Here is a 24,845-nt window from a genome sequence, read left to right as displayed (position 1 = left end):
ACTCCCTAAGCTGCTGTCACTTTGGTGCCGAGCTGCTGGGTAATGGTTTCCAGCAGCATTTCACGGTCCAGTTTTGTTACATAATCATTGAAACCGGCTTCACGTCCGCGTTCAAAATCCTGCGGTGTTGAACGGGATGACAGGGCCACCAGTGGTGTATCCTGCCAGGAACCGTCCTTGCGCACCTTCTCGGCAAAGGCGAAGCCGTCAATTTCAGGCATTTCAATGTCGCTGATAATTACGTCATATTGACGTCCCTTGTCCCTCAGCGCCAGAGCTTCCGCTGCCGTGCTGACCGCCGTGATATTGTACCCGGCTGCGCTGAGCAGCGGACGGATCATATTCAGGAAGAACGGACTGTCATCAACCAGCAGGATCTGCTGACGATTCTCGACTTTTTCTTTCTCGCCGGTACCACCAACCTTGCCGAAGGCCTTCTCAATATAGAAGGCAACATCGATAACTTCGGTAGCCTTGCCGTTGATCACGGCCGTACCGATCTGGCCAGGGATCTTGGAAGACAGCTCGACTTCGATGCGGTCTTCAAGAATATCCACAATCTCGTCAACGGTCAGCCCCATGGTCCTGCCACCATCGGTAAAGACCAGGACCGCCTGACGGCCAGTTTCACGAATCTGCATATTCTCAAACGGCTTTACCAGCGGCATCAGCTGACCGCGATACTGCACAACCGGCTGACCGTCAGAGGTTTCGATTTTTTCTGCATCAACTTCCTCGAGACGGGCAACAAGCGACAGGGGCACGGCCCGCTGCACATTATCGCCGGCCCGGAACAGCAGAATAGCCTCTTTCTCGTTAAAGACATTGGCGATGGAAACACCTTCGTCATCAACGCCATCGGCGTCGGACAGGTCGGACAGGGCATCGCCGGTCTCGGAGGCAATACCGTTCGGATCCAGGATCATGATCACACTGCCGTCACCGAGGATGGTGTTACCGGAGTAGATATTCAGATCACGCAGGATCGGCGCAACAGGTTTAACCACAATCTCTTCTGTATCGAAGACCTGGTCAACCACAATCCCGAAAGTAAAGGCCCCGACCTGGGTAATGACAATAAAGTCTTCTTTTCTATCTGCTTCTTCGTCACCGTTCTGTACATCAGTTACCTGGTCGCCAGTGGCCGGTTCATCAGTCGTCGTTTTGTCAGTAACCACTTTGTCATCAACAGCCTTCTCAGAAACTGCTTTGTCTTTCCCCGGTTCGTCAGCAACCGGGTTACCGAAGCCGAGAATTTTCTCAAGATAGACAAGCGGCAGAAGACGATCACGCAGCCGCAGAACAGGCGTTTCATTGATATATTCTATGCGATGCTCTGAATCATCGGACGTCCGGACCAGCTCCAGTACGCTGATCTGCGGAATGGCAAAGCGCTCTTCCCGAGATTTAACAATCAGGGCGGAGACAATCGCCAGGGTCAGCGGAATCTTGATGGAGAAGCTGGTGCCCTTGCCTTCGATCGATTTGAGGTCAATGGTACCGCCGATTTTTTCAATATTACTGCGCACCACATCCATGCCGACGCCACGACCGGATACACTTGTCACTTTCTCGGCAGTGGAGAACCCGGCATGGAAAATAAACTTCTGAATCTGCTGATCGGACATTTCAGCCAGTTCAGCCTCAGTGGCCAGTTCGTTTTTCAACGCCTTGGCTTTCAATTTATCAACTGGCAGGCCGGCGCCGTCATCAGTAATATCAATGATGATATGTCCGCCCTCATGGAAAGCGTTCAGACGGATGGTACCGGTTTCCTTCTTGCCATTTGCCTTACGATCCGCAGGCATCTCAATACCGTGGTCGGCAGAGTTCCTGACCATATGGGTCAGCGGATCCTTGATCAGTTCAAGTACCTGACGATCAAGTTCTGTATCAGCGCCAAGCATCTGCAGGTCAATTTTCTTGCCCAGTTCCACCTGCAGGTCGCGAATGATACGGGGCAGTTTGGCCCAGGCATTACCAATAGGCTGCATGCGGGTTTTCATAACCCCTTCCTGCAGTTCCGTGGTGCACTGGCTCAGACGTTGCAATGGTATGGAGAATTCTGTGTCACCTGAACGGCGCAGAATCTGCATCAGCTGGTTCCTGGTCAGTACAAGTTCACTAACCATATTCATCAGATCTTCAAGCAAATGCACGTTCACGCGAATGCTTTGATTGGCCACACTGGGTTCGTTGCTCGTTTTCTTTGCGGCAACTTCCTTGGCCTCTTCTTCCTTCGCAGGCGCTTCTGCTTCGACAGCAACAGGTTCTTCTGCTACAGGCTCTTCAGCAGGGGCTTCCGCAACGGCGGCTTCAGCCGGCTCTTCCTCCTCGGGACCCGGGGCAGCCAGAAATGCAGCTTCAAGTTCCTCAAGTGTAACCTCGCCCGGCACCTTGCCGACCGAAGAAACGATTTCGCGCTCCAGCACGGGTTCAGGTTCCGGCTCAGGCTCAGGCTCCGGTTCGGGAGCCGCAACGGCGGCAGCCGCCGGTGCAGCCTCACCTGAGGCCATGGCATTCAATTTTGAGATAATCTCGCTGTCATCCCCGGCAGGTTCTTCCTCGGTGGCTTCCAGTCCGGCAAGGATTTCCTTAATACGGTCGAGAGAGGCAAGGATAAGGGTAACGGCGTCGGGTGTTACCTGGATTTCACCATCGCGGAACTTGCCGAGAACGTTTTCAGCAGCGTGGGCAACAGATTCAAGCCGGGGCAGGCCCAGAAAACCACAGGTGCCCTTAATCGTGTGTACAAGCCTGAAAATATTATCCAGAACGGATTTATTGTTCGGGTCCTGCTCCAGGGTGACCAGTTCGACGTCTACAACATCAATACTTTCCGCTGTTTCCGTCAGAAACTCGTTTAACAGATCATCCATACTCTCAACCTTCTTCCTTGGGGATAAAGATACTTTTAGTTTTCACTAAGATGAGAGAAATTGGTTAAAAAGCTGTAAAGTCTTTTGGCTTTTCTGGAACTATTTGATCTTTTGCTGAAATAAAAGGGAATACGCGGCCTTCAGGGCGAACTTAACGTTTTGTCGCATAGGAAGCAGAAAGGGAGAAACTCTGTTCGTTATGGACTGTTTTACTGATGCCGGCACCAATTTTCTCCGCCACATTCCGGGCCAGAAAGGCTGGTGCGGTTTTGGGTTCAATATTTTCATCCGACACATTGCCGAGCAGCACATCACTGATCTTGTCCTGGAAAATAACCTTGTCACCGGCAACAGTTATGTTAATCAGTACATTATCGCCGAGGTCCTCGATCTGCACAGTCATCTGTCCGCCACGAATTAGGCTTTCCCCGGCGAGAAGCAACATGTTCAGCATCAGTTTTATGGCATCCTTGTTCAGAACACCGATCTGAGGTTGCCAGTCCACCTCAACATTCGCAGCGGCAAACAGGGCGCGGGCGGCCTTTTCCGCCTCGTCCAGCGGCACTTCCTCGCCAAACCCGCCGGCGGCCCCAAAGGCCAACCTGAAAAACTGAAGCCGGTTCGAGGTCTGGGAAGCGCTGCGGTCCAGAAGTTTCAGAACTTCCTCGCGCATGACTTCATCGTCTTCATCCGCCAGGATTTCAATGCCGTTGGCGATGGCCCCCACCGGGCTGATCAGGTCGTGGCAAAGTCTGGAACATAACAGGGCGGCGAATTCGATATCTTTCATCTGTACGCTTTTCTCTCAAGATAGGTGACAGCCGGATTTACAGGCATATAATGGGACATAAATTAACGACATTAGCCATTCGCAGTAAAGAAGAAAGTTTCAATTTATGACCGACCAGCCCATTGATTTTCAAAAACTTGCAGAGGTACTCGTGCCCACCGCCATAGAGGCAGGAAAGAAAATTATGGAAATTTACGCTCAGGATTTCGAGGTGGTCTTCAAGGATGACACCTCGCCTGTTACCGTTGCAGATGAAGCCGCGGAAAAGATCATCCTGGCCGATCTCGTGCCCCTGACCCCGGATATCCCGGTTGTGGCCGAGGAAAGCGCCGCAGCCGGAAACATTCCTGATGTGGACAATCGGTTCTGGCTGGTGGACCCGCTGGACGGCACCAAGGAATTCATCAAGAAGGGTTCCGACTTTACAGTCAACATCGCCCTGGTGGAAAACCGGCTGCCGGTCTTCGGCATTGTCTACGCCCCGGCCCTGAACAAGCTCTATCTGGCCAAGTCGGCCGATGAAGCCCTGATCATGGATGTGGACAACAATGGCGCCACCTCCAATATCACCCCCATACGGGTACGGGATGTCCCCGCCAGCGGCATCGTTGGTGTCGCCAGCAAGTCTCACCGGGACGAGGCCACCAACGAATTCCTCGACAGGTACGGCATCAGCGACACCACATCCGTTGGCAGTTCGCTGAAATTCTGTCTGGTCGCCAGTGCAGAGGCGGATATCTATCCGCGCTTTGGTCCGACAATGGAATGGGATACCGGCGCCGGCCACGCGGTCCTCAGGGCAGCCGGAGGGGAAGTGGTCAATCCGGACGGCACGCCTTTCCTGTACGGCAAGCCAGATTTTCGCAACGGCGCGTTTATCGCCAACGGAAAAGTTAATCTATAATAATAGCGGGATATTCTTGCCCAGGGCCCACAGGCCGAAACCGATGACAACGAGACCACAGGCGCGGTTGATCCACAACAGGTGATCGTCGGTCAGTTTCTTTTTCATGTGGGCCACCCCCTCGGTCAGCACAAACCACCAGAGCGCCGAGCCGAGAAGAACGCCCACCACCAGCATCAGGCCGTTAAGAGGTGTTTTGGCCATATTGCCAAGACCGAGACCGGCAAAGATAGCGACAAAACCGAGGATGGTCATGGGATTGGTGATGGTCAGCAGGAAAGCGCCGACCGAGGCCTTGATCCGGTCGCTGGCATCATCCCGGGCATCGGTCAGATGCGGGTGACTGTTCCAGATCCTGAGCCCCACCGCCAGCAGGATCACGCCGCCAATCAGCTCCACCCACAGGCTGTAGCTATTCAGCAGATGGGTCACCCCGGCCAGGCCGAAGGCGGCAATGGCGCCGAAGATGGTGTCGGCAAAAGCGGCCCCCATACCGATGATGAAACCGTTCATGGGGCCGTGGGTCAGGGTGCGACGGATACAAAGGATATTGACGGGTCCCATGGGCGCCGCCACGATAATTCCGATCAGGACTCCCCATATAATATATACTGGCGACATTTACTGGTCCGGTTTTTGGTTTTGCCTATATATAGCCCATGAACCGGCCCTGAAAAGCCCGAAGGGGGATTTTTCTGTCATTTCATGGAAAAGAAATATAGCGGCAAGGAAAAATTCATGTTAGAGCGCGGGAAGCAAAGGATACGGATATGAACACTGCAAACGACCTGTCACCGGAAGAAAGAGAAAAGACCGAGGACTATGTCATCAGCTATATCATGGAAGCGATTGAAGACGGCAAAACCGCCTCGCCCCGGGATATCGCCATCATGATTTCAAATGACCGCGCGCCGAAAGAGGCGCCGCAGGATTACTGGCGCAAATATATGCTGGCGGTCAAGCAACAGGCCAAGCATCTGGCGCGCAAGGGCAGGATCAGCATCCTGCGCCGGGGGGAACCCATCGATCCGGAAAAAATGAAGGGTCTGGTAAAATTTTCCGCGCCTGTCGAAGGTGTGAGCTTCCCGAAGCGGGAAAAATCAGAAGACTGAGACTTCAAGGGGCGTAAAGTCGCCCCTTTCTGCCCGATAGAAATTGATTTTCCCTGTCCCGTCCCGCGTGACCGACAGGATCGCCCAAATCTGCCCCTCCTCAAAGATACGCGCCCGGTCCCGCTCTGACGGTGCAGCCGGGTGGTCGGGATGGCTATGGTAAGACCCGAGAATATGCTGGTCCGACCCGCGCAGCTTTTTCTGCCAGTCAATGAGGGTCTGGGGATCGACCTCGAAAGCCTTTTTCGGGGTGTGGCAGATATTCTTCGCCGGCACCACCTCCGTGACTTCCCCTTCACAACCTATCAGGAGACCACAGGCCTCATCAGGATAGGCCTCTTCCGCATGTCGCCTCAGGCTCTGAAGACATTGCCGGGGGACGCGCAGGGTCATGACCTTATTCAGGTTGGGTGATGGTGAACCGGCTGCGCAGGGTGCCGTCCGGGCTGACGAGCAAAAGGCCGGTGGTCTCGCCGCCCCGTTCAATGGTCAGCAGCAGTCCCTGCGGCACCATCTGGACGGAGGCCACATTCTCGCCCGCTTCAAGCGGCACAGCCACTTCAGCCGGGAAAAGCAGACCGCCGGTCATGGCCCAGGCCGGCTCTACAGGCATTGGACGCTCGATCATAGCTTCCTGCTGCAGACGCTCCGCTTCCTTCTTCTCCGCCATGTTGCTTAGCCGGCTGGCGATGGTCAGGATAATCCCCCCGAGGCCGAGGATGATTAAAATTCCCAAAATAATCACAATCCACTTGAGTACGCGGGGATTAACTGGCATCTGTGGTTCTGACATGACGAACAATGATCCTGAAATATATGAGCTGAGTGTTGAAGACGGGGACAAGGGCCTGCGTCTCGATAAATTCCTGGCTACACACCTGCCGGACATCAGCCGCTCACGCCTGAAGCAACTGATCACCGAAGGACAGGTCTATACCGGCCCGGAAAACAATCAGCAGACAATAGACGACCCGTCCCACCGGGTCAAACCGGATGAGCAGTTTCGGGTGAAAATTCCCGACCTGACCGAACCGGACCCGGAGGGTGAGGATATCCCCCTGGATATCGTCTATGAAGACGACGACCTGATCGTGCTGAACAAAAGGGCAGGCATGGTGGTCCATCCGGCGCCCGGCAGCTGGAGCGGCACCCTGGTCAACGCCCTGATTCATCACTGCGGCGACAGCCTGTCCGGCATCAACGGCGTCAAGCGCCCGGGCATCGTCCACCGCATCGACAAGGACACCAGCGGCCTGATGGTGGTGGCCAAATCGGACAAGGCCCATAAAAAACTGGCCAAACAATTCGCCAACCACTCGATGGAGCGGGCCTATCTTGCCGTGGTCTGGGGCGTTCCCAACCCCGCAGACGGCTTTATCGAGGAAAATATCGGCCGCGATCCCCATAACCGCCTGCGCATGGGCGTGGTCAAGGAAGGCGGCAAACATGCACTGACCAATTACCGGGTCGTGCGCAGGCTGGAACCGCCGCGCCAGGTCCAGAAAACCGGCGGCGGCAAGAAAATCAGGGCCGCTGCCCTACCGCCCAGCGTCTCGCTTGTGGAATGCGAGCTGGAGACCGGCAGGACCCATCAGGTGCGGGTGCATATGGCCGCCGCCGGACATCCTCTGATCGGGGATCCTCTCTATGGCCGCCGCAGCCCGCCCCTGAAGAATTTTTCGGAAAAAGCCCGCGAAGCCGTCGGCAATTTCCACCGCCAGGCTCTTCACGCATATGTGATCGGATTCAAACATCCTGTGACCGGCGAACACTTGAAATTCGAGGCAGACCTCCCAAATGACATGAAACGCCTTATTGCCGCCTTAGAAAATTGATACCTTATAACAATAATGGGCGCACACAGAAGGCAACGGCGACCGTAATGACCGATCGGGTTTAATCAATCCGATTTGACTCCGGGATCGCAAAAAAAGTAAAATGCAGTAGAAAGCAGCACTGCTGCAAGGTGGAGAAGAGCTTATGGCCAGTAGAGACTTACCCGTATTAACGCCGGAAGGCAGCCTGACAAGATACCTGCAGGAAATCCGCAAGTTTCCAATGTTGAAACCGGAAGAGGAATTCATGCTGGCCAAATCCTGGCGGGAACAGGGCGACCGGGATGCCGCCCACCAGCTTGTCACCTCTCACCTGCGGCTTGTGGCCAAGATCGCCATGGGCTATCGCGGTTACGGCCTGCCCATCGGCGAACTGATTTCCGAAGGCAACGTGGGCATGATGCAGGCGGTCAAGCGCTTTGACCCGGACCGGGGTTTCCGGCTCGCGACCTATGCCATGTGGTGGATCCGGGCCAGCATCCAGGAATATATCCTGCGTTCCTGGTCACTGGTGAAAATCGGCACCACCGCCGCCCAGAAAAAACTTTTCTTCAATCTGCGTCGCCTCAAGGGCCAGCTGGAGGCCGTCGATGAAGGCGACCTGCACCCGGACCAGGTGACGGAGATCGCCACCCGGCTGGATGTGTCGGAAAATGACGTGGTTCAGATGAACCGGCGCATGGCCGGTGCCGACCACAGCCTGAATGCCCCCATGCGCGCCGACGCGGAAGGCGAATGGATGGACTGGCTGGTGGACGAGGACAGTGTCGACCAGGAAACCGCCTATGCGGAAAGCGAGGAACTGGATTACCGCCGGACCCTGATGGCCGACGCCATGAAGGGTCTGAACGAACGTGAACAGCATATCCTCACCGAACGGCGCCTGAAAGACAGCCCGTCGACGCTGGAGGAGCTTTCCCAGATTTACAACATCAGCCGCGAAAGGGTTCGCCAGATCGAGGTCCGGGCGTTTGAAAAACTTCAGAAAGCCATGACCGAAGCGGCAAAGGCCCAACAGCCCGCCGCCCTCGCCCATAATGCGGATTAGGATCACATACCTTCCTACAGCATGGCCCCGGTGGAAATACCGGGGCTTTTTTTTTGGGGGGGGCTTTTTTATGGCGCCACTATTCCCGCCAGTATTCCGGTTTGCTGAGCGCCTCACAACAGATGATGCGGTCATGGAAGCCCTTGGGCAGCCTGACATCGCCAAGCTTCTCAACCATCCAGGCGTCGGCATTTTCCGCCGGGATTGGATAGGGGGCGTCAAAGCCCTGCTTTCCGGCGGGCGAAAAGCCGAAACGGGGATAATAACCGGGATGGCCCAACACAAAGACCAGCCCCACCCCGGCGGCGGCCAGAACCTCGAGGGAACAGCGGATCAGATCGCCGCCCACACCCTGCCCCTGCACCTCGGGAAGCACACCCAGGGGGGCAAGAATGGACAGGGACAACGGCAGGTTTTCACTATGCCGGTCGAGCCCGTCAAACCGCACATTGCTGAACAGAATATGGCCGACCGGTTCACCGTCCCGTTCCGCCAGAAGGGAAAGCACCGGCCGGGCCGTGGGATCGGCCAGGATATCGCGGGTGAGGTTTGCCACCACTTCCCCCTCACCGCCGAAGGCGCGGCGATGAATATCCATGATTACCGAAAGATCGGCTTTTTCCGTTTCCCTGATGTCGATGATTGCACTCATATTTCCACCCCAATTACACGCCCTGTCAGTGACCGGCAAACAATAGGCGGGAACTCTAACAGTTTTTTGACAGAGGTGAATATTTTTTTGTCTTTTCAGATAGATAAGGACATTCGAACAAAAATATGCCACCATAAGAGGGATAAAAAACGGGGAAAAATCATGCCTTTCAGAACCACATCCGTCCTGTGCCTGCTGCTCTCCTTAGTCCTTACCGCTACGGCGCGGGCGGAGGGACCGCCCTGCCCCCTTGAAGCTCTCGACTGGCTGACCGGCAACTGGGCCGTTGGCGATGACAAAAGCCGCACCACAGAGGTCTGGGAGCGGACCGGTGAGAAAAGCTTCAAAGGCTTCGGCCAGACCGTCACTAAGGATAGTGGCGAAGTGACCTTCGAGGAACGCATGCTGCTGGAGGAAAAGGACGGCGGCATTTTCTATACCGTCATGGCCAGCCAGAATGAAGAACCGGTGGCGTTCCGGCTTACCACCTGCAGTGAACAGGAAGCGGTGTTCGAAAACCCGGATCATGATTTCCCGACAAGGCTTCATTACCGGCTCCGGGACGGTCAGCTTGAGGCCGACGTGCGCGGCCCCGACGGCCGCGGCTTTACGGTCATTTTCGGCCGGGATGAGTGAGGGCTCGAGTGGCCCGAATACAGACCCCTCCACCGTCACCCCGGCGAAAGCCGGGGTCCATTGATACGCTTGAGTGTGTTTGAAACCGCGCTATGGATTCCCGTTTTCACGGGAATGACGGGGAAGACAAGCTTCTAAAGCTCTTCGAAATCTTCGGTCTTTTCCAGCGCATCGAGGATTGCCGCCATGGGCGCGGGGGAGCGGATCGCCCGGCGTAAATTCAAATCCATCCACACGAACTGGGTGCGGATTTCAGCCCGCATCTCCCCGTCCTCGCCGATAAACTGGTTAACGATGATATAGCGGCTTTTTTTCGCGTTCATACCGGCGCAGAGGAAATTGACCGTGAATTTCTCCAGGAATTTCATTTCCTTGTGATAACGGATCGTCTCGTTAAGCGCCGCCGGGCCAAGGCCCGCCGCCTCAAACTCCTCGGGTCCGAAACCATGTTCGGCAAAGAACAGAAACCGGGTCTGGGCGGCATAGGAAAAATAGGCGATGTTGCCCATATGGCGGTTATAGTCCAGATCCGCCCAGGCCACCTGGAACGGCGCGGAAAAATGAATGGGGCTGTCGGTCATAATGTAGTCCCTGAATGAGTATAGGAGGAGTTTATCGGAGAGGGCGCAAAAGAGACAAGGGGGAAAGTGTGAATGGGGGGTATAGGCCGCAATAAAAACATAGTTCAACAAGTAGAACTGAAGTATGTGAAAAGTGGATAGGTTATAAAAACTTAGGAAGGAATATATTTATTCGGAATATCGTCACCTGTGAGATAATCCATAGAATTATTATCCAACATTATGAGATAAGAAAATTTCCCAAACTCCTTTAATGAAATTTCCGCCCTTTGCTTAGTGGTTCTTTTGGCCAAATTCCTAGCGGCAAAATATGCGTGAACATCAGCCAATTCCAAACACGGGTGACTTCCAGGAGCAACAAAATTGGGGGCGTTTATGTCATTACTATGAGAGAGAAATGCGTTTGCTAGAAAACACCTCGATCCATTATAGGTGTCATAAGACCATCCTTCTAAGTGCGGGTCATTTATTATTGGTCTACTTGCGTCCAATGTAAACATTGGACGCAATTCTTTTTTTGTTGATCGATGGATGGCATAGGAGAGTAAAGCTTGATGAACTGTTATTCGTCCATCTTTGAGGTATGTTCTGCGTTTACGTTTATTACTGGGAGACTTTAGAAAGCCAATTGAACAAATATTCCAACTGAACTCTTCGTTTTTTCTAAAAATATTAGTACAGCCCTCAAAGAAAGGGATTATTTTTTTGGAGCTTATATGTTTATAAACACCGTGCTGGATACGCTTTTTGCTATCCATCATTTCAGTAGTATGAATGCGCCAACTTTCCGGATCTATATCTGGAAGGACTTCACACTTTAATGCCCGTACATCTTCTTCAATTTGTTGAATTTGACCACTAGTACCCCCTATAAGAGAATAAACCAGTAGATCATAATTCCTAACTTGGCGTTCTGCTTCGTCTCCATAGAAATGGATAAAATGCTTTAGCCTTTTTGCCTCAATATCAAAGGAAGTTTTTGCACCACAACCGCAGGAAGTGGTTGCAGAAATTTGAATAAATGCCCCTTTTTCTCCTTTGGTGCCATCTGGGTAAATAGGTATAAAAGGCCCGTCAAACTCAGACCAAAAATTTGGCCTGACTATTTTACCACAACTGTCACAAAGTTTATGGATATTGGCAATTTCTTCAGGTAGGAACGGCGGTCTTTTTGGCACTACCCCCTCTTTCAAAAATTGAAACACCCTAAAAAAATACACTAAAAACAGGAAAAAGAAAACGCGGCTAGGAAACCTGCTCGCGTTTTACAATTGTGGACTGGATTCCTGCCTTCGCAGGAGTGACGCGCCGGGAATTATTTCCCCAGCGCGTAGTTGAGGATTTTATAGGCCAGTTTGGCGGCGATGAAGTCGCAGCCGTGCAGGCCCTCGCGGGGGGCGAGTTCATTGACGTCGGCGCCGACAATGGTGCCGATTTCCGAGGCGGCGCGGATAATCTCCATACATTCCTGCCAGAACAGGCCGCCGGGCTCCGGCGTGCCGGTGGCGGGCATCAGGCTGGCATCGAACCCGTCCACATCAAAGGTGACATAAATGGGCCTGTCTTTAAGCGGGGCGACGATGTCGGCCACGTCATAGCGCGCCCGGTCCCGGCCCCAGTGGATATGGATGCGGTTGCGGTTGGCCTCCAGGAACGGGATTTCACTGGCCGAAATATTGCGGATGCCGACGGACACCAGCTCGATATGCTCGAAATCCAGGCATCTGCGGAGTGCTGCCGCATGGCTGTAATGTTCGCCTTCATAGCCGTCGCGCAGGTCGGCATGGGCGTCGAAATGCAGGATGGTCAGGTCCGGATATTTGCGGGCAAAGGGCCGGATGGTGCCGGCGGTGATGCTGTGTTCGCCGCCGAAGGTCATGGGGAAACGGCCGGCGTCCATGACTTCCTGCACGGTCGCTTCCAGCCGGTTGAGTTCGGCCGCGATATCTTCCCCGATTTTTGGTTCCCTGAGCGTAGCCACACCGTATTTTTCAAACGGTTCGCACCAGAGCTCCTCATCGAACAGCTCCACCTGGTGGCTGGCGGTAATCATCGCCTGCGGGCCCAGACGGGTGCCGCCCTCATAGGAGACGGAACCCTCGAGCCCGAAGGGAATGATCACGGCCCGGGCTTCCTCCGGCTTGCCCGCCTGTTCGGCTTCGAGCCCGAGGAAACCTTCTTCCGGGGAAAGATAATCCATTTTACGTTCCTGGCTTACTTCTCAAAAAGCTTCGCGAAATGACGGCGTTCGCGGCCTTTCCAATGTTCCCGGTGCCAGGCGTCAGAGGCCAGCAGCGGCAGCACGGAGCCTGCCTCGGCAAAGACCATCTGTTCCTTGACCACATCGACCTTGCCCCAGCTGCAGGCTTCCTTCAGGGTGGAGGAAGAGCAGGCACCGTCGCGCACGTCGGCAACGGTGATCTGGATGGCATATTTATGCATGTCCGCTTCCTTGCCCATGATCTCCGCACAAACCACGGTGTCCTGGGTGAAGTTTTTGGGCACGCCGCCGCCGATCATCAGAAGGCCGGTCTGGCCCGCTTCGATCTTGATCTCGGTGAGCTCGCGGAAGTCGGCGATGCTGTCCAGGGTCATGTGATTGCCCGGGTTTTCCACCTGATGCACCACCAGGCCGAAACCGGCGCTTGAATCGGTGAAGGCCGGGCAGAAAATCGGCACGTTATTCTCGTAAGCGGTCTGGATCAGGCTGCCTTCCTTCTTGGCGTTTTTGGTCAGCCATTTACCCATTTCCCAGATGAACTCGCGGGAGCTGTAGGCGCGTTTTTCCAGGCCGTTGGCGATTTCCTTGATGGTGTGGTCGCAATTCTGCAGCTCTTCCTCATCGATGTAGGTATCATAGATCCGGTCGATATAGAGATCGCGCAGGTCACGGTCATCCACGTCAGACTGGGCCTGATAATGCTTGAAGCCCAGGGCCTCGAAAAAGTCCATGTCAACGATGCTGGCGCCGGTGGCGACAATGGCGTCAACCATGTTGTATTTCACCAGGTCGGCATAAAGGTCCATGCAGCCTCCGGCAGAGGTGGAGCCGGCAATGGTCAGGATCACGGAGCAATCACGGTCCGCCAGCATCTCGTTAAAGATGCCGGTGGCCCGGGCCAGATCCCGGGAGGTGAAGGACATTTTGCCCATGCTGTCGATGATCGGCCGCGCATCGAAGCCGGTGATGTCGATATGCTCGACGACCTTGCTGAGCAGTTCGGCTTTTTTGTTGCTGTTGTCAGTCATAATCTTGTCTTTCATTCGCTTAATTGTGCTTCCAGGGCGAGGTCGTCATTGGCGGCCTCCTGCTCCTGATCGAAAATGTACATAGAATGCATGGGCTCATCGCCCACGATCACTTCGGGACCCTCATGGAATCCGTTAAAGGCAGTACGCATGCTCTGGCCGTAAGCGCCGAGCATGCCCACCTCCACATAGTCGCCGATGCCGATGTCTTCCGGCAGCATGAAGGGCCCGGGCATATAGTCGATACTATCACAGGTCGGGCCATAGAAGGAAAAGCCTGTCAGTTTCGCCTGTTTGCCGCCGTCTTCCACAGCGACCTCGCCATTACGGATCATTTTCACCGGAAAACGGAACTTCAGGTGCGCCGCGTCAAACAGCGCGCCATAGGCGCCCTCGGTGAGGTACAGGTAATTATCCTTGCGCAGGGTCACGGAGGTGATCAGTGATCCGCTCTCGGCACATAAGGCGCGGCCGGGCTCACAAATCAGGCGGCTGTTTTCGGACGCCAGGGAGTCTTCAAAGGCCTCGTGAATCACATCGGTATAATGGACCAGGTCCAGCGGCTGCACCCCCGGATAGGCGGACGGGAAACCGCCGCCCACATCCAGGGTATCCACCAGCACACCGGCGCGCACGATCGCCTGGTTGGCAAGCGTAATGGCCTGACGGTAGGCTTCAGGGTCCATGCACTGGCTGCCCACATGGAAACAGACGCCAAGGCGGGCCGCATTCAAACGGGCGGCCATCAGCAGCTCGGCACTGTCCAGAAGCGGCACACCATATTTGCGGTCCAGCGGCAGCATGCTGCTGTTGTTATTAACCGCAAGGCGCACAAAGATATTCAGGTCTTTTGCGTGACCTGTGGCTTCGAGCACTTTTTCCAGTTCTGCCATGCAATCCACAGAGAAATCCCGCACGCCATACTCGAAATAGGAAATCGCGATATGGCGGGGATGCTTCACCGGGTTCATGTTGTAGAAGCGGGCGTCCTTAAAGGAGGACACCCTTTCGAGCTCCTTTGGGGAGGCTACGTCGAAGTGACGTACTCCCGCTTCATACAAGGCATCAAGGATCACCGGCGAAGGATTGGCCTTCACCGCATAGAGCACATCGCCCTGAAAATTATCTAGAAACCATTTGGCTGCCCGGCGCGCCGCATGGGGCCGGTGGCAGAAAACAGGTTCTACTGGCTCAAGGTTTGCCAGAACCCCGTTCACACTATGGTAGTAGTCCATTCATGAGACCTCCACAACATTCCATCAGAATCATCCACAAGTTCAAGTATGAATAAAAAAGCTGCCGACGTTGCGAAGGCCCGATTCGGCAAGAGGCGTTTTGTTTAGGGCCAAAGCCCCCCCTTGTCAATCCAATAAAATCATCTGTCATAAAGGGTTCAAAAAAACAAAGCGCCCCGGCAGGAAAACCGGGACGCTTGTCCTAATGCTATGCGTCGAAACTTACCCCTCGAACGGGTCGGTGACCAGAATCGTATCGTCACGCTCGGGGCTGGTGGACAGCAGCGCCACCGGAGTCTCGATCAATTCCTCGATGCGGCGGATATATTTGATCGCCGTTGCCGGCAGATCCTTCCAGCTTCTGGCGCCGAAGGTGCTGTCTGACCAGCCTTCGAGCGTCTCATAGACCGGCGTGACCTTGGCCTGATCCTCGGTGGAGGCCGGGAAATAGTCGATCTGCTTGCCGTCCAGTTCGTAACCAATGCAGACCTTGAGTTCGTCCATGCCGTCCAGCACGTCAAGCTTGGTCAGCGCAATACCGGTAATCCCACCGATCTTGGCGGCCTGTCGCACCATCACGGCATCGAACCAGCCACAACGGCGGCTGCGCCCGGTGACGGTGCCGAATTCATGACCGCGTTCGCCGAGTCCACGGCCCACTTCATCGGTCAGCTCGGTCGGGAACGGTCCCTCGCCCACGCGGGTGGTATAGGCCTTGGTGATGCCGAGCACGTAATCGAGCGTACCCGGCCCGGTGCCGCTGCCGCCCGCCGCCGTACCGGCAATGGTGTTGGAAGAGGTCACGAACGGATAGGTGCCGTGATCGATGTCCAGCATGGTGCCCTGTGCGCCCTCGAACAGGATGCGCTTGCGGCTGTGTTTCGCGTCATCCAGCACCCGCCAGCTGGCCTGAACAAAGGGGATAATCTTGGGGGCGATTTCCTTGATCTGTTTGATCAGCTCGTCCCGGTCCACTTCGGCCACGCCAAGACCGCGACGCAGCGGATTGTGATGGGACAGCAGCACATCGACGCGCCTTTCAATGGCGGCGTCCGATTTCAGGTCACAGGCGCGAAGCGCCCGGCGGGCCACCTTGTCCTCATAGGCCGGGCCAATACCGCGGCGGGTGGTGCCGATTTTCGGACCGCCCTTGGAGGACTTGTTGGTGGCATCTTCGCGGATGGCGTCCAGTTCGCCGTGCAGCGGCAGGATCAGCGGGGCATTTTCCGCCAGAATCAGGTTATGGGGGCCCACATCGACACCCTGGTCGCGCAAACGGTCCATTTCAGACACAAGCGCCCAGGGATCAACCACTACACCGTTACCGATCACCGACTGCTTGCCGCCGCGGACGATGCCGGAAGGCAGCAGGCTCAGCTTGTAAACCTTACCTTCCACCACAAGTGTATGACCAGCATTGTGACCACCCTGGAAGCGGACCACCACATCGGCCCGTTCAGATAACCAGTCGACAATCTTGCCCTTGCCTTCGTCGCCCCACTGGGACCCGATCACCACAACATTCGCCACGTCTTAACCTTTCATGTCTTCAATTTAATTTTTCAGGCCAGCTTCTCAGCCGCGCCGTTCCGCCACAGACGCCGGCATCCGAGACGCCTGGCTTCTGCCTCTGCATCCCCGGCGGGCTCAAGCCCCTGCACTGTCCGGTAGCCTTCCGCCCTCAGCGGCGGCAGTTCCGCCAGATCAGTGCCGAACGGTACATAGATTGTCTCCGGCTCCGGTGCTTCCGGCAACGCCCGCATCAGGCTGTCGAGATAAAGGGAGAAACCGGTGGCGGCCTCGCCCTCATCCAGTTCCGCATTGACTTCGTACCGGCCACCGCGGCCCAGCTCGCCGCGCACGCCCTTGGCAAAAAACGTAAAACCGATGCCGGTCTGAAATTCAAAACCCTGATATTCACCGGGATCAACTGTCACCTGCAGGCCCGGCGCCACATCAGCGAGAATGCTCACTACCTGGGCCAGTTCGTCACACATCTGGCGGGCTTTTTCCGGCAGCTTCAGGCCGTCCAGAGTTTCCAGCGCCTTGTCGGCGCGCCCGGCGGCAGAGAGAAGCTTGCGGGCAATGTCACCGATTTCTCCCTCGATATTTTCCAGTTCGCCCACATCCCGGGCATTGAGCGCTTCGCGTACCTGATGAGCGGTGCCTTCCTCAATGGAGAGGCCCTCGCAAATGGCCGGCACCAGCAGCGGCAGACTCAGGTCCAGGCTCAATTTTTCCACCCCAACAGAGGTCAGTGCCTCATGGGCCAGCAGAATGACTTCTACATAGGCCTGGAAACTGTCAGAGCCGATCAGTTCCACACCGGTCTGCACGAACTGGCGTTCCGGACGCAGCATGGTGCCCTTGATGCGCAGCACTTGTCCCGCATAGGAAAGGCGCAACGGACGCGGGGCTTTTTTCAGACGGGTGCGGGCAATACGGGCGACCTGGCCGGTAATATCGGTGCGCACCCCCATCATATGCTGGGAAGCGGGATCCATCACCCGGAACATATGCCTGGACTGGGCAGCGCCGGGTCCGCTGAGCAGACTTTCCTCGAATTCTACAAGCGGTGGTTCCACCCGGGTATAGCCCTGTGCAGCAAAGCTTTCCAGCAACCGGTTTACGGTTTCCGCTTCATATTCCGCTTCATTGGCGAGGGTATCGTGCAGCCCCTCTGGCAAAAGGGCCTTGTCATTCGGTTCAAGCATATGCGTAATCCATGAGTATTCTTTCTGGACGCAAGCAAACGTCCCGGGGCACCGCCGTGCTTATATCACCCTGTTTTTGGAATCTAAAGAGGAAAATCCACGGAACCTCCGAAGGCCTGCTGCCTCGCGATGCCGCTTCAGCTCATTTCCGAAAGCCCGACAACCCGCCTTTCCGGCAGACGAACGAAAACCGAGGTGCCGGCGCCCTGCTCGCTTTCAATCCAGACCTTGCCGCCATGCAGCTTGATCAACAGATTAGAGAGAGACAGGCCAAGGCCAGCGCCCTGGAAGGTTTTGTTATATTTGATTTCCGCCTGCATGAACGGCTCCAGCATCTGGGGAATTCTATCGCCGGGAATTCCAACGCCGAAATCCCGTAACAGCACCACAATCGAGCCATCCTCATCGCGGCTGACGGACAGGCGTATTTCACCGCCAGTATGGGAAAATTTTATAGCGTTGGAGATCAGATTGTCCAGAACCTGAAGAAGACGGCGCCTGTCAGCCTGGATTTCACCAATATTCTCATCAACTTCGATGGTCAGGCTGAGCCGCTTTTCATCAAGGTCGGACTGGAACATCTGCAGACTGCTCTCGATCAGGTCATCCAGGCGAAACACACTTTCCTGCAGTTTCAGTTCCCCGGATTCTATGAGCGACAAATCAAGCAACTGCCCCAGAAGATCTGTCAGATTAGTGCCGGCATCCTCGATATCTTTCAAATACTCTAAATAATCCTTATTGCCGACAGGCCCCTTGGCCTCACTGGACATGAGAGAGGCAAAACCGATGATGGCATTAAGCGGGGTGCGCAGTTCGTGACTCATATTGGCTAGAAAACTCGATTTGGCCCGATTGGCATTATCCGCCTGCAGCCGCATCTCCATCAGATGTTCTGCGGTTTCCTTGTGCGCTTCCAGTTCCTTGATCAATTCATCGCGGGCAAAGCACAATTCGTCCTGGGTTTTCTTAAGCTTGCTAAACTGCCTGACAATCTCGTTTGAAAAGCCGTTAAACGACCTGGCCAGCCAGCCAAGTTCGTCATTTTCGTGGGACTTCGGAATCTCGACCGGGTTCTCACCCGGATTTTCGGAATCAAGGGAGGAAATCCTGCGCACAAAAAGGTTTAACGGTTTAGTAACAATGTAATAATAGGCGAGGTAAAGCAGGAAAACGAGCAACATGTTCCGGATAAGACCGGTGAAAAAGACAAGGATAGCCCGGTCATAAAAACCGGCAAGGGCGATATCCCGATTGATCAGGATCTCAATACGGCCGGACCCTACCGTTGCATCACTCACAATTTCCAAGGTCTTGGAATAGACGTCATTTACCCGTGAAAGTCTGCTGGTCAGCCACTGGGTTGAACTCTCGCTTCCCTGTCTCGATTTGCTCGCCAGCACCTGGCCGAGATCGTCAGTGATGGTCGCTTCCTGCACAAACTCGTAGACAAAAAGACCATCCAGAACATGGATCGCCAATGCCGGATCAATAATATAGACAGCCCGGGCTGCTGGCTTTTCCGCAACATAGAGAATGTCCTCCATGCGTTGTTCGATGTATCTGTCCTCATCCAGATAATCCATATAAACCTGGATGCCGGACAACACTACCCCAACCAGGAAAGCGAGTAACACACCTATTTTTGCCAGCCTGAACGACAGGCTTTTTGTCGGCAACGGTCTCATGAATAACGCTCCTTGAAGTCAAGTGTCCCTTTTTATCTGCCTGACTTCATGCTTACCTGGGAAAAATAGAGACCGCCTCTCACCCCAATATTTCCCATTCTTGAGAGTTATTCTATCATAGAATATTATCTTTTCAACTTCCGGCATTTCCAGAAACCCTTTTAAAACAACCATCAAGCTGTTCCAGAGATTAAACTGCCAATAATGTGTGAAAGCCGCGATCGCTTTAATGGGGTGACTTTTTATTTGCCTCATGCAAGCAACTGGACTGAACCGAGTGAAAATATTTTTCGGCCAGCTCAAGAAATTCGCCGGTTTTCTGCATCTCCCTGATCGTGGCAGAAATCCTGTCCGTATGTTTTCCGAGTGGTGATCTATCGGAAACGACAAAGGCAATATTTGCTTCAACGAGTTCCAGCGGATTTCCAAGCTTTGCCCAAAAATCATCGGGCATACGATGGGAGGCAGAAACATTCGTCTGATAGGCTTCCATCAACTGATCGCTGACAATAAAAGCGTCCGCCCGTCCCCGTGAAGCAAGCTCCAGAATGGACTCTGCGGAACTGACAGGAATGGGGTCGATGTTCATGTGTTGAACATAGTGCCGGTCGAAATATCCGCCGGGCGGGAAAAGCACCGACTTTCCGTTCAGGTCACTGACGGTCTCAATTCCGCTGTTCGCCATAGGCACAGCAACCAGACGGGTACAGGTCACATTTCCAATACTTCTGTATCCGGAAATCGTATCGGGATAGGAATAAAAAATGGAAAAATCAGCCTTGCCCACCTCAAGGGATTTGAGATTACGCCCAAAAGGCTGCAGAACAATTTCATAATCTACACCCGATTTTTGGCGGATCCGTTTGGCGACATCAACCAGAAAGCCCCGGGGCCGGCCTTTCTCCCACCAGCCATAGGGGAATACATCCATCAACACCATGACATAACGCTGTGACGGCTCCTTCGATCCGGCGGTGGAATGCAAAGAGAAGCCTGCCATAAGCAAGAAGAGGGTGGCAAGTACCCCGGATATATACACGTGGCGATACATGATCATACAAATACAACTTAATTAAAATTTTATACGACCCGACAAAAGAAAGAAAGCATTTCCTCCCTGTCACATCCTCTCAGCAAAATAGTCTGATAAAAAAGGGAGGCCAAAATATGGCCTCCCAGTCTATGGATACAGGTTAAATTAACCCGTGTTGTAAAACTCTTAGAATTTCAGTGCCTTGACCTGTCGAACATGTGGCAGCGCCTGGACTTTGTCCAGCACATCATCGGAGGCCGGCTGATCAACGGATACCAGCGCAATGGCTTCCCCGCCCTCGGCCGCACGGCCCAGGCTAAAGGTGGCAATATTCAGTCCTGCATCGCCAAGCACCGTTCCCAGCGCGCCGATAAAGCCCGGCATATCTTCGTTGGTCACATACAGCATGTCCTCGGACAGCTCAGCTTCCAGACGGATGTCCTTAACCTCGACAATACGGGGGCGACGGTCGGCAAACAGGGTGCCGGCCACGCACCGGCTCTGTTTGTCGGTGGTCACACTGACCTTGATCAAGGTGTGATAATCGCCTTCACCCTCGTTCTTGCTTTCGATGATCTCGATATCCCGTTCCTTGGCAATGGCCATGGCGTTCACCATATTGACGCTGTCCATCAGCGGCTGCAGCAGGCCTTCTACCACAATGGCGGTGAGCGGACGAATATTCAGTTCAGTCACGTCACCCTGATATTCAATCTGGATTTTCTGCAGGGCATTTTCCGTCAGCTGTCCGGCAAAACTGCCGAGTTCGCCGGCAAGTTTCATATAGGGGTTGAGGCGTACGGCCTCTTCCGCTGTTACGGACGGCATATTAAGCGCGTTTGTCACCGCCCCGTCGAGAAGATAATCGGCCATCTGTTCGGCAACCTGAACCGCCACATTGACCTGGGCCTCCGTGGTGGACGCACCCAGATGCGGAGTTGCCACAACCTTGTCATTGCCAAACAAAGCGTTTTCCTTCGCTGGCTCTTCGGCGAATACGTCAAGAGCGGCACCGGCAACCTTGCCGCTATCCAGTGCTTCCTTCAGAGCGTCCTCGTCAATCAGCCCGCCACGGGCACAGTTGATGATGCGCACGCCGTCTTTCATTTTGGCAAAGGCATCCTTGCCCAGAATACCGCGGGTGCTATCGGTCAGCGGTGTATGCAGGGTAATGAAGTCGGCACGGCCAAGAAGCTCGTCCAGTTCCACCTTCTCTACACCGATTTCCTCTGCACGATCTTCAGACAGGAAGGGGTCAAAGGCCACCACTTTCATTTTCAGGCCGAGGGCCCGGTCGGCAGCAATGGCGCCGATATTACCGCAGCCGATCACACCAAGGGTCTTGGAAGTCAGCTCCACACCCATGAATTTGGATTTTTCCCATTTGCCGGCGTGGGTGGATTCATTGGCCTGCGGAATCTGCCGGGCCACGGCAAACATCATGGCAATGGCATGTTCGGCCGTAGTGATACTGTTGCCGAAGGGGGTGTTCATCACCACCACACCGTTGGCTGTCGCCGCTTTGATGTCCACATTGTCCACACCGATACCGGCGCGGCCGACCACTTTCAGGTTTTCAGCCGCAGCCAGAACTTCCGGCGTCACCTTGGTGGCGGAGCGAATGGCGAGACCATCATACTCCGGAATTTTAGCAATCAGTTCTTCCGGCGTCATGCCGACGATCTGATCGGCCTGGATACCGCGCTGTTCAAAAATTTCCTTGGCAAGGGGGCTCAGTTTGTCTGAAATCAGGACCTTAACCATCATCAATACCTTTCAAAAAATCTATCTGTTCGGAGAATGCGGGCGAACGCCGGTCAATCCGGCATCCGCCTCTTCAGCTGTATCAGGCCTGGGAAGCCTTGACTTCCTCAAGCGCCCATTCCACCCAGGGAACGAGCTTTTCAAGATCGTCCGTCTCGATGGTGGAGCCTGCCCAGATGCGCAGACCTGCCGGAGCGTCACGATAGGCGCCGATATCATAGGCGGCACCTTCCTCGTCCAGCAGTCCGACCACCTTCTTGGCAGCAACAGCCTGATCATCTTCTGACAGCGCCGCAAACCAAGGCGCCGTAATCATCAGACAGACGGAGGTATTGGACACCGTGGCCGGGTCCTTTGCCAGAAAGGCCACATTGTCTGATTTTTCAACCCAGTTGCTGAGCACAGCAAGATTGGCTTCGGACCGTTTGATCATGCCCTGAAGGCCGCCAACACTTTCCGCCCAGCCCAGCGCATCCAGGTAATCCTCGACACAAAGCATGGATGGCGTGTTGATGGTGGCACCGGTGAAGATGCCGTCAATCAGCTTGCCGCCCTTGGTCAGGCGGAAGATTTTTGGCAGCGGCCGGTTGGGGACAAAGTTTTCCAGACGCTCCACAGCGCGCGGAGACAGGATGATCACCCCGTGGGCGCCCTCTCCGCCAAGCACTTTCTGCCAGCTGAATGTCACCACATCCAGTTTTTTCCAGGGCAGGTCCATGGCAAATGCCGCAGAGGTTGCATCGCAGATGGTCAACCCGGCACGGTCGTCGGAAATCCAGTCGCCGTTGGGAACCTTGACACCGGAGGTGGTGCCGTTCCAGGTAAAGACGACGTCACGAGCAGGATCAACTTTGCTGAGATCCGGCAGTTCGCCATAAGGCGCTTCCAGGATCCGGACATCGTCCAGTTTAAGCTGTTTGGTCACATCGGTGACCCAACCGGAACCGAAACTTTCCCAGGCCAGCATGTCAACGCCGCGGGCGCCGAGCATGGACCAGAGCGCCATCTCTACGGCACCGGTATCGGAGCCGGGCACGATGCCGACACGATAACCTTCCGGCACACCGAGAATCTCAGCGGTACGGTCAATGGCTTCTTTCAGTTTGGATTTGCCGATTTTGGCGCGGTGAGAACGTCCCAAAGGGGCGTCCTTGAGGTCTTCCAACGTCCAGCCCGGGCGTTTCGCGCAGGGGCCTGACGAAAACAGCGGGTTCGCTGGTTTCACTTCCGGTTTCATAATATGTCTCCTATTCCTTCCAGAATAGCTGTCCCTCGTTGGGGAGGGATAGCCCACAGCGGAATATAGAGACGGAAAGTTCATCGTCAAGGGAAGAATTTGCGACAGGCTCTCAACATACCGCAGAAAATTCGCCCCTCACATGGAAAATGGCTGTTTTCTGTCAGTAAGTTACAATGAACCACCACAAAAAAAATTACCAAAAGAGAGCTGGACGGCAGTTTATTGTTCTGGACATCCGGACTGTTCGAAAGACTCGGCCTTAAATCGGATCTTTCATTATCTCTGCCCAGAAGCGGGTGCTGAGCCGGTTGATCACGTTGGATTCCGCATTCAGCAGGATCACCAGCCCCACATCCCGGTCCCGGGAGAAGGCCACGTCAGCCCGGAAACCGGCCACCCAGCCGCCGTGATAAATGAGCTGTTCCTTGCCGAATTGATAGATACGCCAGCCCAGACCATAGTAGGCGTCCTTCAGATACCTGCGCCAGTCCCGGCGCCTGAGCTCCTTTTTAGTGCGGATCTGTTTTTTGGTCAGGCTGTCCAGAACTTCCGGCGGCATGACATCCGGCCGGTGGCCGAGCTGGGCCATCAACCAGCTGGCCATGTCGGAAACGCTGGCATTCACCCCGGCTGCAGGCAGCACCTCGTAATAGGACGGCTTGACTTTGGTCTTGAGCCAGCCTTTCCGGGTTTTTACATGGGGGGCCGCGCGATTTTCACTGTGCAAAAAAGCCTCGTAGCCCACAGAGGCATTTTCCATCTCCAGCGGTTTGAAAATCATGTCGTTGATCAGGTCTTCATAGGTGTGCAGTGTGGTCTTTTCGATCACCGGGCCGATCATGGCATAAAGCACATTCTGATAGCCGTAGCAGTCCCCGGGATCACACATGGGATCCACTTTCTGAAAGCTGGTGATAATTTTCGGCAGGGGAACGTTAGCCTCCAGCATATTATCATAGGCGTTGGGCATGACCCCGGCAGAATGACTGAGCAAATGTCGGAGCTGAAGCTGATCCGCCAGATGGTTGGTCTTGAACCGGAACTCGGGTACATAGGCAACCAGCCGGTCTTCGAGGGAGAATTTGTGGTCCTGCACCAGTTTCATGCTGAGGCCAGCGGCAAAGGTCTTGGATACGGACGCCAGGCGAAACACCGTATGTTTGTCAACCGGGTCACTGCCGCCCATTTCCCGCACCCCATAGCCGCGGATGCTGATGACCTGGTCCCCTTTTACAATGGCGTAGGCACCACCCGGCACATTTGCCTTTGCCAGTTCCTGCTGAAACAGGGCATCAAAGGACCGGGCAAATTCGGACAGGCTTGAGTGCTGAAAAACAACCGGCTTGTCCCTCGGTACCGGCGCCGCCTCACCAACTGAGGCGAATCCGATCATAAACAGGACCCAAAGGATCACTCCACCCTTTTGCATCTACACTTCCTTGCCTTGGATGCCCCGCCCTGCCCCTGAGGCGGCGGGTGCTTTTT

23 protein-coding genes are annotated in these 24,845 nt (G+C 54.8%); 5 read left to right on the top strand and 18 right to left on the bottom strand.

From position 1 onward, the window contains the following. Positions 1-5: 5 nt before the first annotated feature. Both ACN0YD_RS02910 and ACN0YD_RS02905 read right to left on the bottom strand, forming a co-directional pair. Complete coding sequence (locus ACN0YD_RS02910; RefSeq protein ID WP_417317144.1) at positions 6-2,879, bottom strand: chemotaxis protein CheW; 2,874 nt, start codon at positions 2,877-2,879, stop codon at positions 6-8. Between the two features lie 151 nt (positions 2,880-3,030). Beyond that, positions 3,031-3,669: a histidine phosphotransferase family protein gene (locus ACN0YD_RS02905; protein WP_417317143.1), complete on the bottom strand. Its 639-nt coding sequence runs from the start codon at positions 3,667-3,669 to the stop codon at positions 3,031-3,033. 106 nt (positions 3,670-3,775) lie between these two features. On the opposite strand from ACN0YD_RS02905, the gene cysQ reads away from it, so the two are divergent. Continuing rightward, entirely contained in the window at positions 3,776-4,573 is a 798-nt protein-coding gene (gene cysQ, locus ACN0YD_RS02900) for a 3'(2'),5'-bisphosphate nucleotidase CysQ (protein WP_417317142.1), read from the top strand. On the opposite strand, the gene ACN0YD_RS02895 is transcribed toward cysQ, so the two are convergent. Beyond that, positions 4,568-5,194, bottom strand: a complete 627-nt coding sequence (locus ACN0YD_RS02895) for a LysE family translocator (protein WP_417317141.1) — start codon at positions 5,192-5,194, stop codon at positions 4,568-4,570. The genes cysQ and ACN0YD_RS02895 overlap by 6 nt on opposite strands. A gap of 149 nt (positions 5,195-5,343) precedes the next feature. Between ACN0YD_RS02895 and ACN0YD_RS02890 the strand changes: the two genes are divergently transcribed. Then, the gene (locus tag ACN0YD_RS02890) at positions 5,344-5,685 is read left to right on the top strand and encodes a DUF3253 domain-containing protein (protein WP_417317140.1); all 342 of its coding nucleotides are present in this window, start codon (positions 5,344-5,346) and stop codon (positions 5,683-5,685) included. Here the strand turns inward: ACN0YD_RS02890 and ACN0YD_RS02885 are convergent. Next, positions 5,674-6,078 (bottom strand): Mov34/MPN/PAD-1 family protein, encoded by a 405-nt coding sequence (locus ACN0YD_RS02885; RefSeq protein ID WP_417317139.1) that lies wholly within the window; start codon positions 6,076-6,078, stop codon positions 5,674-5,676. The genes ACN0YD_RS02890 and ACN0YD_RS02885 overlap by 12 nt on opposite strands. A 4-nt stretch (positions 6,079-6,082) precedes the next feature. Then, entirely contained in the window at positions 6,083-6,478 is a 396-nt protein-coding gene (locus tag ACN0YD_RS02880; protein WP_417317138.1) for a hypothetical protein, read from the bottom strand. Here ACN0YD_RS02880 and ACN0YD_RS02875 point away from each other — a divergent pair. Together ACN0YD_RS02875 and rpoH are read left to right on the top strand one after the other, a co-directional pair. Continuing rightward, positions 6,477-7,520 (top strand): RluA family pseudouridine synthase, encoded by a 1,044-nt coding sequence (locus ACN0YD_RS02875; RefSeq protein WP_417317137.1) that lies wholly within the window; start codon positions 6,477-6,479, stop codon positions 7,518-7,520. The genes ACN0YD_RS02880 and ACN0YD_RS02875 overlap by 2 nt on opposite strands. A 145-nt stretch (positions 7,521-7,665) precedes the next feature. Then, positions 7,666-8,568, top strand: a complete 903-nt coding sequence (gene rpoH, locus ACN0YD_RS02870; RefSeq protein WP_417317136.1) for an RNA polymerase sigma factor RpoH — start codon at positions 7,666-7,668, stop codon at positions 8,566-8,568. A gap of 79 nt (positions 8,569-8,647) precedes the next feature. Here the strand turns inward: rpoH and ACN0YD_RS02865 are convergent, their stop codons facing one another. Next, positions 8,648-9,220 carry a GNAT family N-acetyltransferase gene (locus tag ACN0YD_RS02865; protein WP_417317135.1) on the bottom strand — a complete coding sequence of 191 codons (573 nt, stop codon included), beginning with the start codon at positions 9,218-9,220 and terminating at the stop codon, positions 8,648-8,650. Between the two features lie 162 nt (positions 9,221-9,382). On the opposite strand from ACN0YD_RS02865, the gene ACN0YD_RS02860 reads away from it, so the two are divergent. After that, entirely contained in the window at positions 9,383-9,856 is a 474-nt protein-coding gene (locus tag ACN0YD_RS02860; RefSeq protein WP_417317134.1) for a DUF6265 family protein, read from the top strand. A gap of 134 nt (positions 9,857-9,990) precedes the next feature. Here ACN0YD_RS02860 and ACN0YD_RS02855 read toward each other — a convergent pair whose 3' ends face one another. The 12 genes from ACN0YD_RS02855 to ACN0YD_RS02800 all read right to left on the bottom strand — a co-directional run bounded on the left by ACN0YD_RS02855 (position 9,991) and on the right by ACN0YD_RS02800 (position 24,789). Continuing rightward, on the bottom strand, positions 9,991-10,437 hold the full coding sequence (locus tag ACN0YD_RS02855) for an acyl-CoA thioesterase (RefSeq protein WP_417317133.1): 447 nt from the start codon (positions 10,435-10,437) through the stop codon (positions 9,991-9,993). Positions 10,438-10,589: 152 nt separating this feature from the next. Further along, positions 10,590-11,615 carry a hypothetical protein gene (locus ACN0YD_RS02850; RefSeq protein ID WP_417317132.1) on the bottom strand — a complete coding sequence of 342 codons (1,026 nt, stop codon included), beginning with the start codon at positions 11,613-11,615 and terminating at the stop codon, positions 10,590-10,592. A 137-nt stretch (positions 11,616-11,752) separates the two neighbouring features. Then, positions 11,753-12,637: an agmatinase gene (gene speB, locus ACN0YD_RS02845; RefSeq protein ID WP_417317131.1), complete on the bottom strand. Its 885-nt coding sequence runs from the start codon at positions 12,635-12,637 to the stop codon at positions 11,753-11,755. A 14-nt stretch (positions 12,638-12,651) separates the two neighbouring features. Beyond that, entirely contained in the window at positions 12,652-13,701 is a 1,050-nt protein-coding gene (locus ACN0YD_RS02840; protein WP_417317130.1) for a 1,9-bis(guanidino)-5-aza-nonane synthase, read from the bottom strand. Then, positions 13,698-14,921, bottom strand: a complete 1,224-nt coding sequence (locus ACN0YD_RS02835) for a type III PLP-dependent enzyme (RefSeq protein ID WP_417317129.1) — start codon at positions 14,919-14,921, stop codon at positions 13,698-13,700. The genes ACN0YD_RS02840 and ACN0YD_RS02835 overlap by 4 nt, the downstream gene beginning before the upstream one ends. A 222-nt stretch (positions 14,922-15,143) precedes the next feature. Then, a complete protein-coding gene (locus ACN0YD_RS02830) occupies positions 15,144-16,451 on the bottom strand; it encodes an adenylosuccinate synthase (protein WP_417317128.1) in 1,308 nt (435 codons plus the stop codon). A gap of 32 nt (positions 16,452-16,483) precedes the next feature. Beyond that, on the bottom strand, positions 16,484-17,635 hold the full coding sequence (locus ACN0YD_RS02825) for an ATP phosphoribosyltransferase regulatory subunit (RefSeq protein ID WP_417317127.1): 1,152 nt from the start codon (positions 17,633-17,635) through the stop codon (positions 16,484-16,486). A gap of 137 nt (positions 17,636-17,772) precedes the next feature. After that, a complete protein-coding gene (locus ACN0YD_RS02820) occupies positions 17,773-19,323 on the bottom strand; it encodes a sensor histidine kinase (RefSeq protein WP_417317126.1) in 1,551 nt (516 codons plus the stop codon). 226 nt (positions 19,324-19,549) lie between these two features. Continuing rightward, positions 19,550-20,308 (bottom strand): substrate-binding periplasmic protein, encoded by a 759-nt coding sequence (locus tag ACN0YD_RS02815; protein WP_417317125.1) that lies wholly within the window; start codon positions 20,306-20,308, stop codon positions 19,550-19,552. Positions 20,309-20,542: 234 nt separating this feature from the next. Further along, complete coding sequence (serA, locus tag ACN0YD_RS02810) at positions 20,543-22,120, bottom strand: phosphoglycerate dehydrogenase (protein ID WP_417318837.1); 1,578 nt, start codon at positions 22,118-22,120, stop codon at positions 20,543-20,545. An 82-nt stretch (positions 22,121-22,202) separates the two neighbouring features. Next, positions 22,203-23,357: a phosphoserine transaminase gene (locus ACN0YD_RS02805; protein ID WP_417317124.1), complete on the bottom strand. Its 1,155-nt coding sequence runs from the start codon at positions 23,355-23,357 to the stop codon at positions 22,203-22,205. Positions 23,358-23,619: 262 nt separating this feature from the next. Next, positions 23,620-24,789 carry a serine hydrolase domain-containing protein gene (locus ACN0YD_RS02800; protein WP_417317123.1) on the bottom strand — a complete coding sequence of 390 codons (1,170 nt, stop codon included), beginning with the start codon at positions 24,787-24,789 and terminating at the stop codon, positions 23,620-23,622. Positions 24,790-24,845: the final 56 nt, after the last annotated feature.

The organism is Emcibacter sp., from assembly GCF_048269205.1.
Lineage (GTDB): Bacteria > Pseudomonadota > Alphaproteobacteria > Sphingomonadales > Emcibacteraceae > Emcibacter.
The sequence above is the reverse complement of the archived record's forward strand: the minus strand, read 5'-3'. Positions and strand labels throughout refer to the sequence as shown.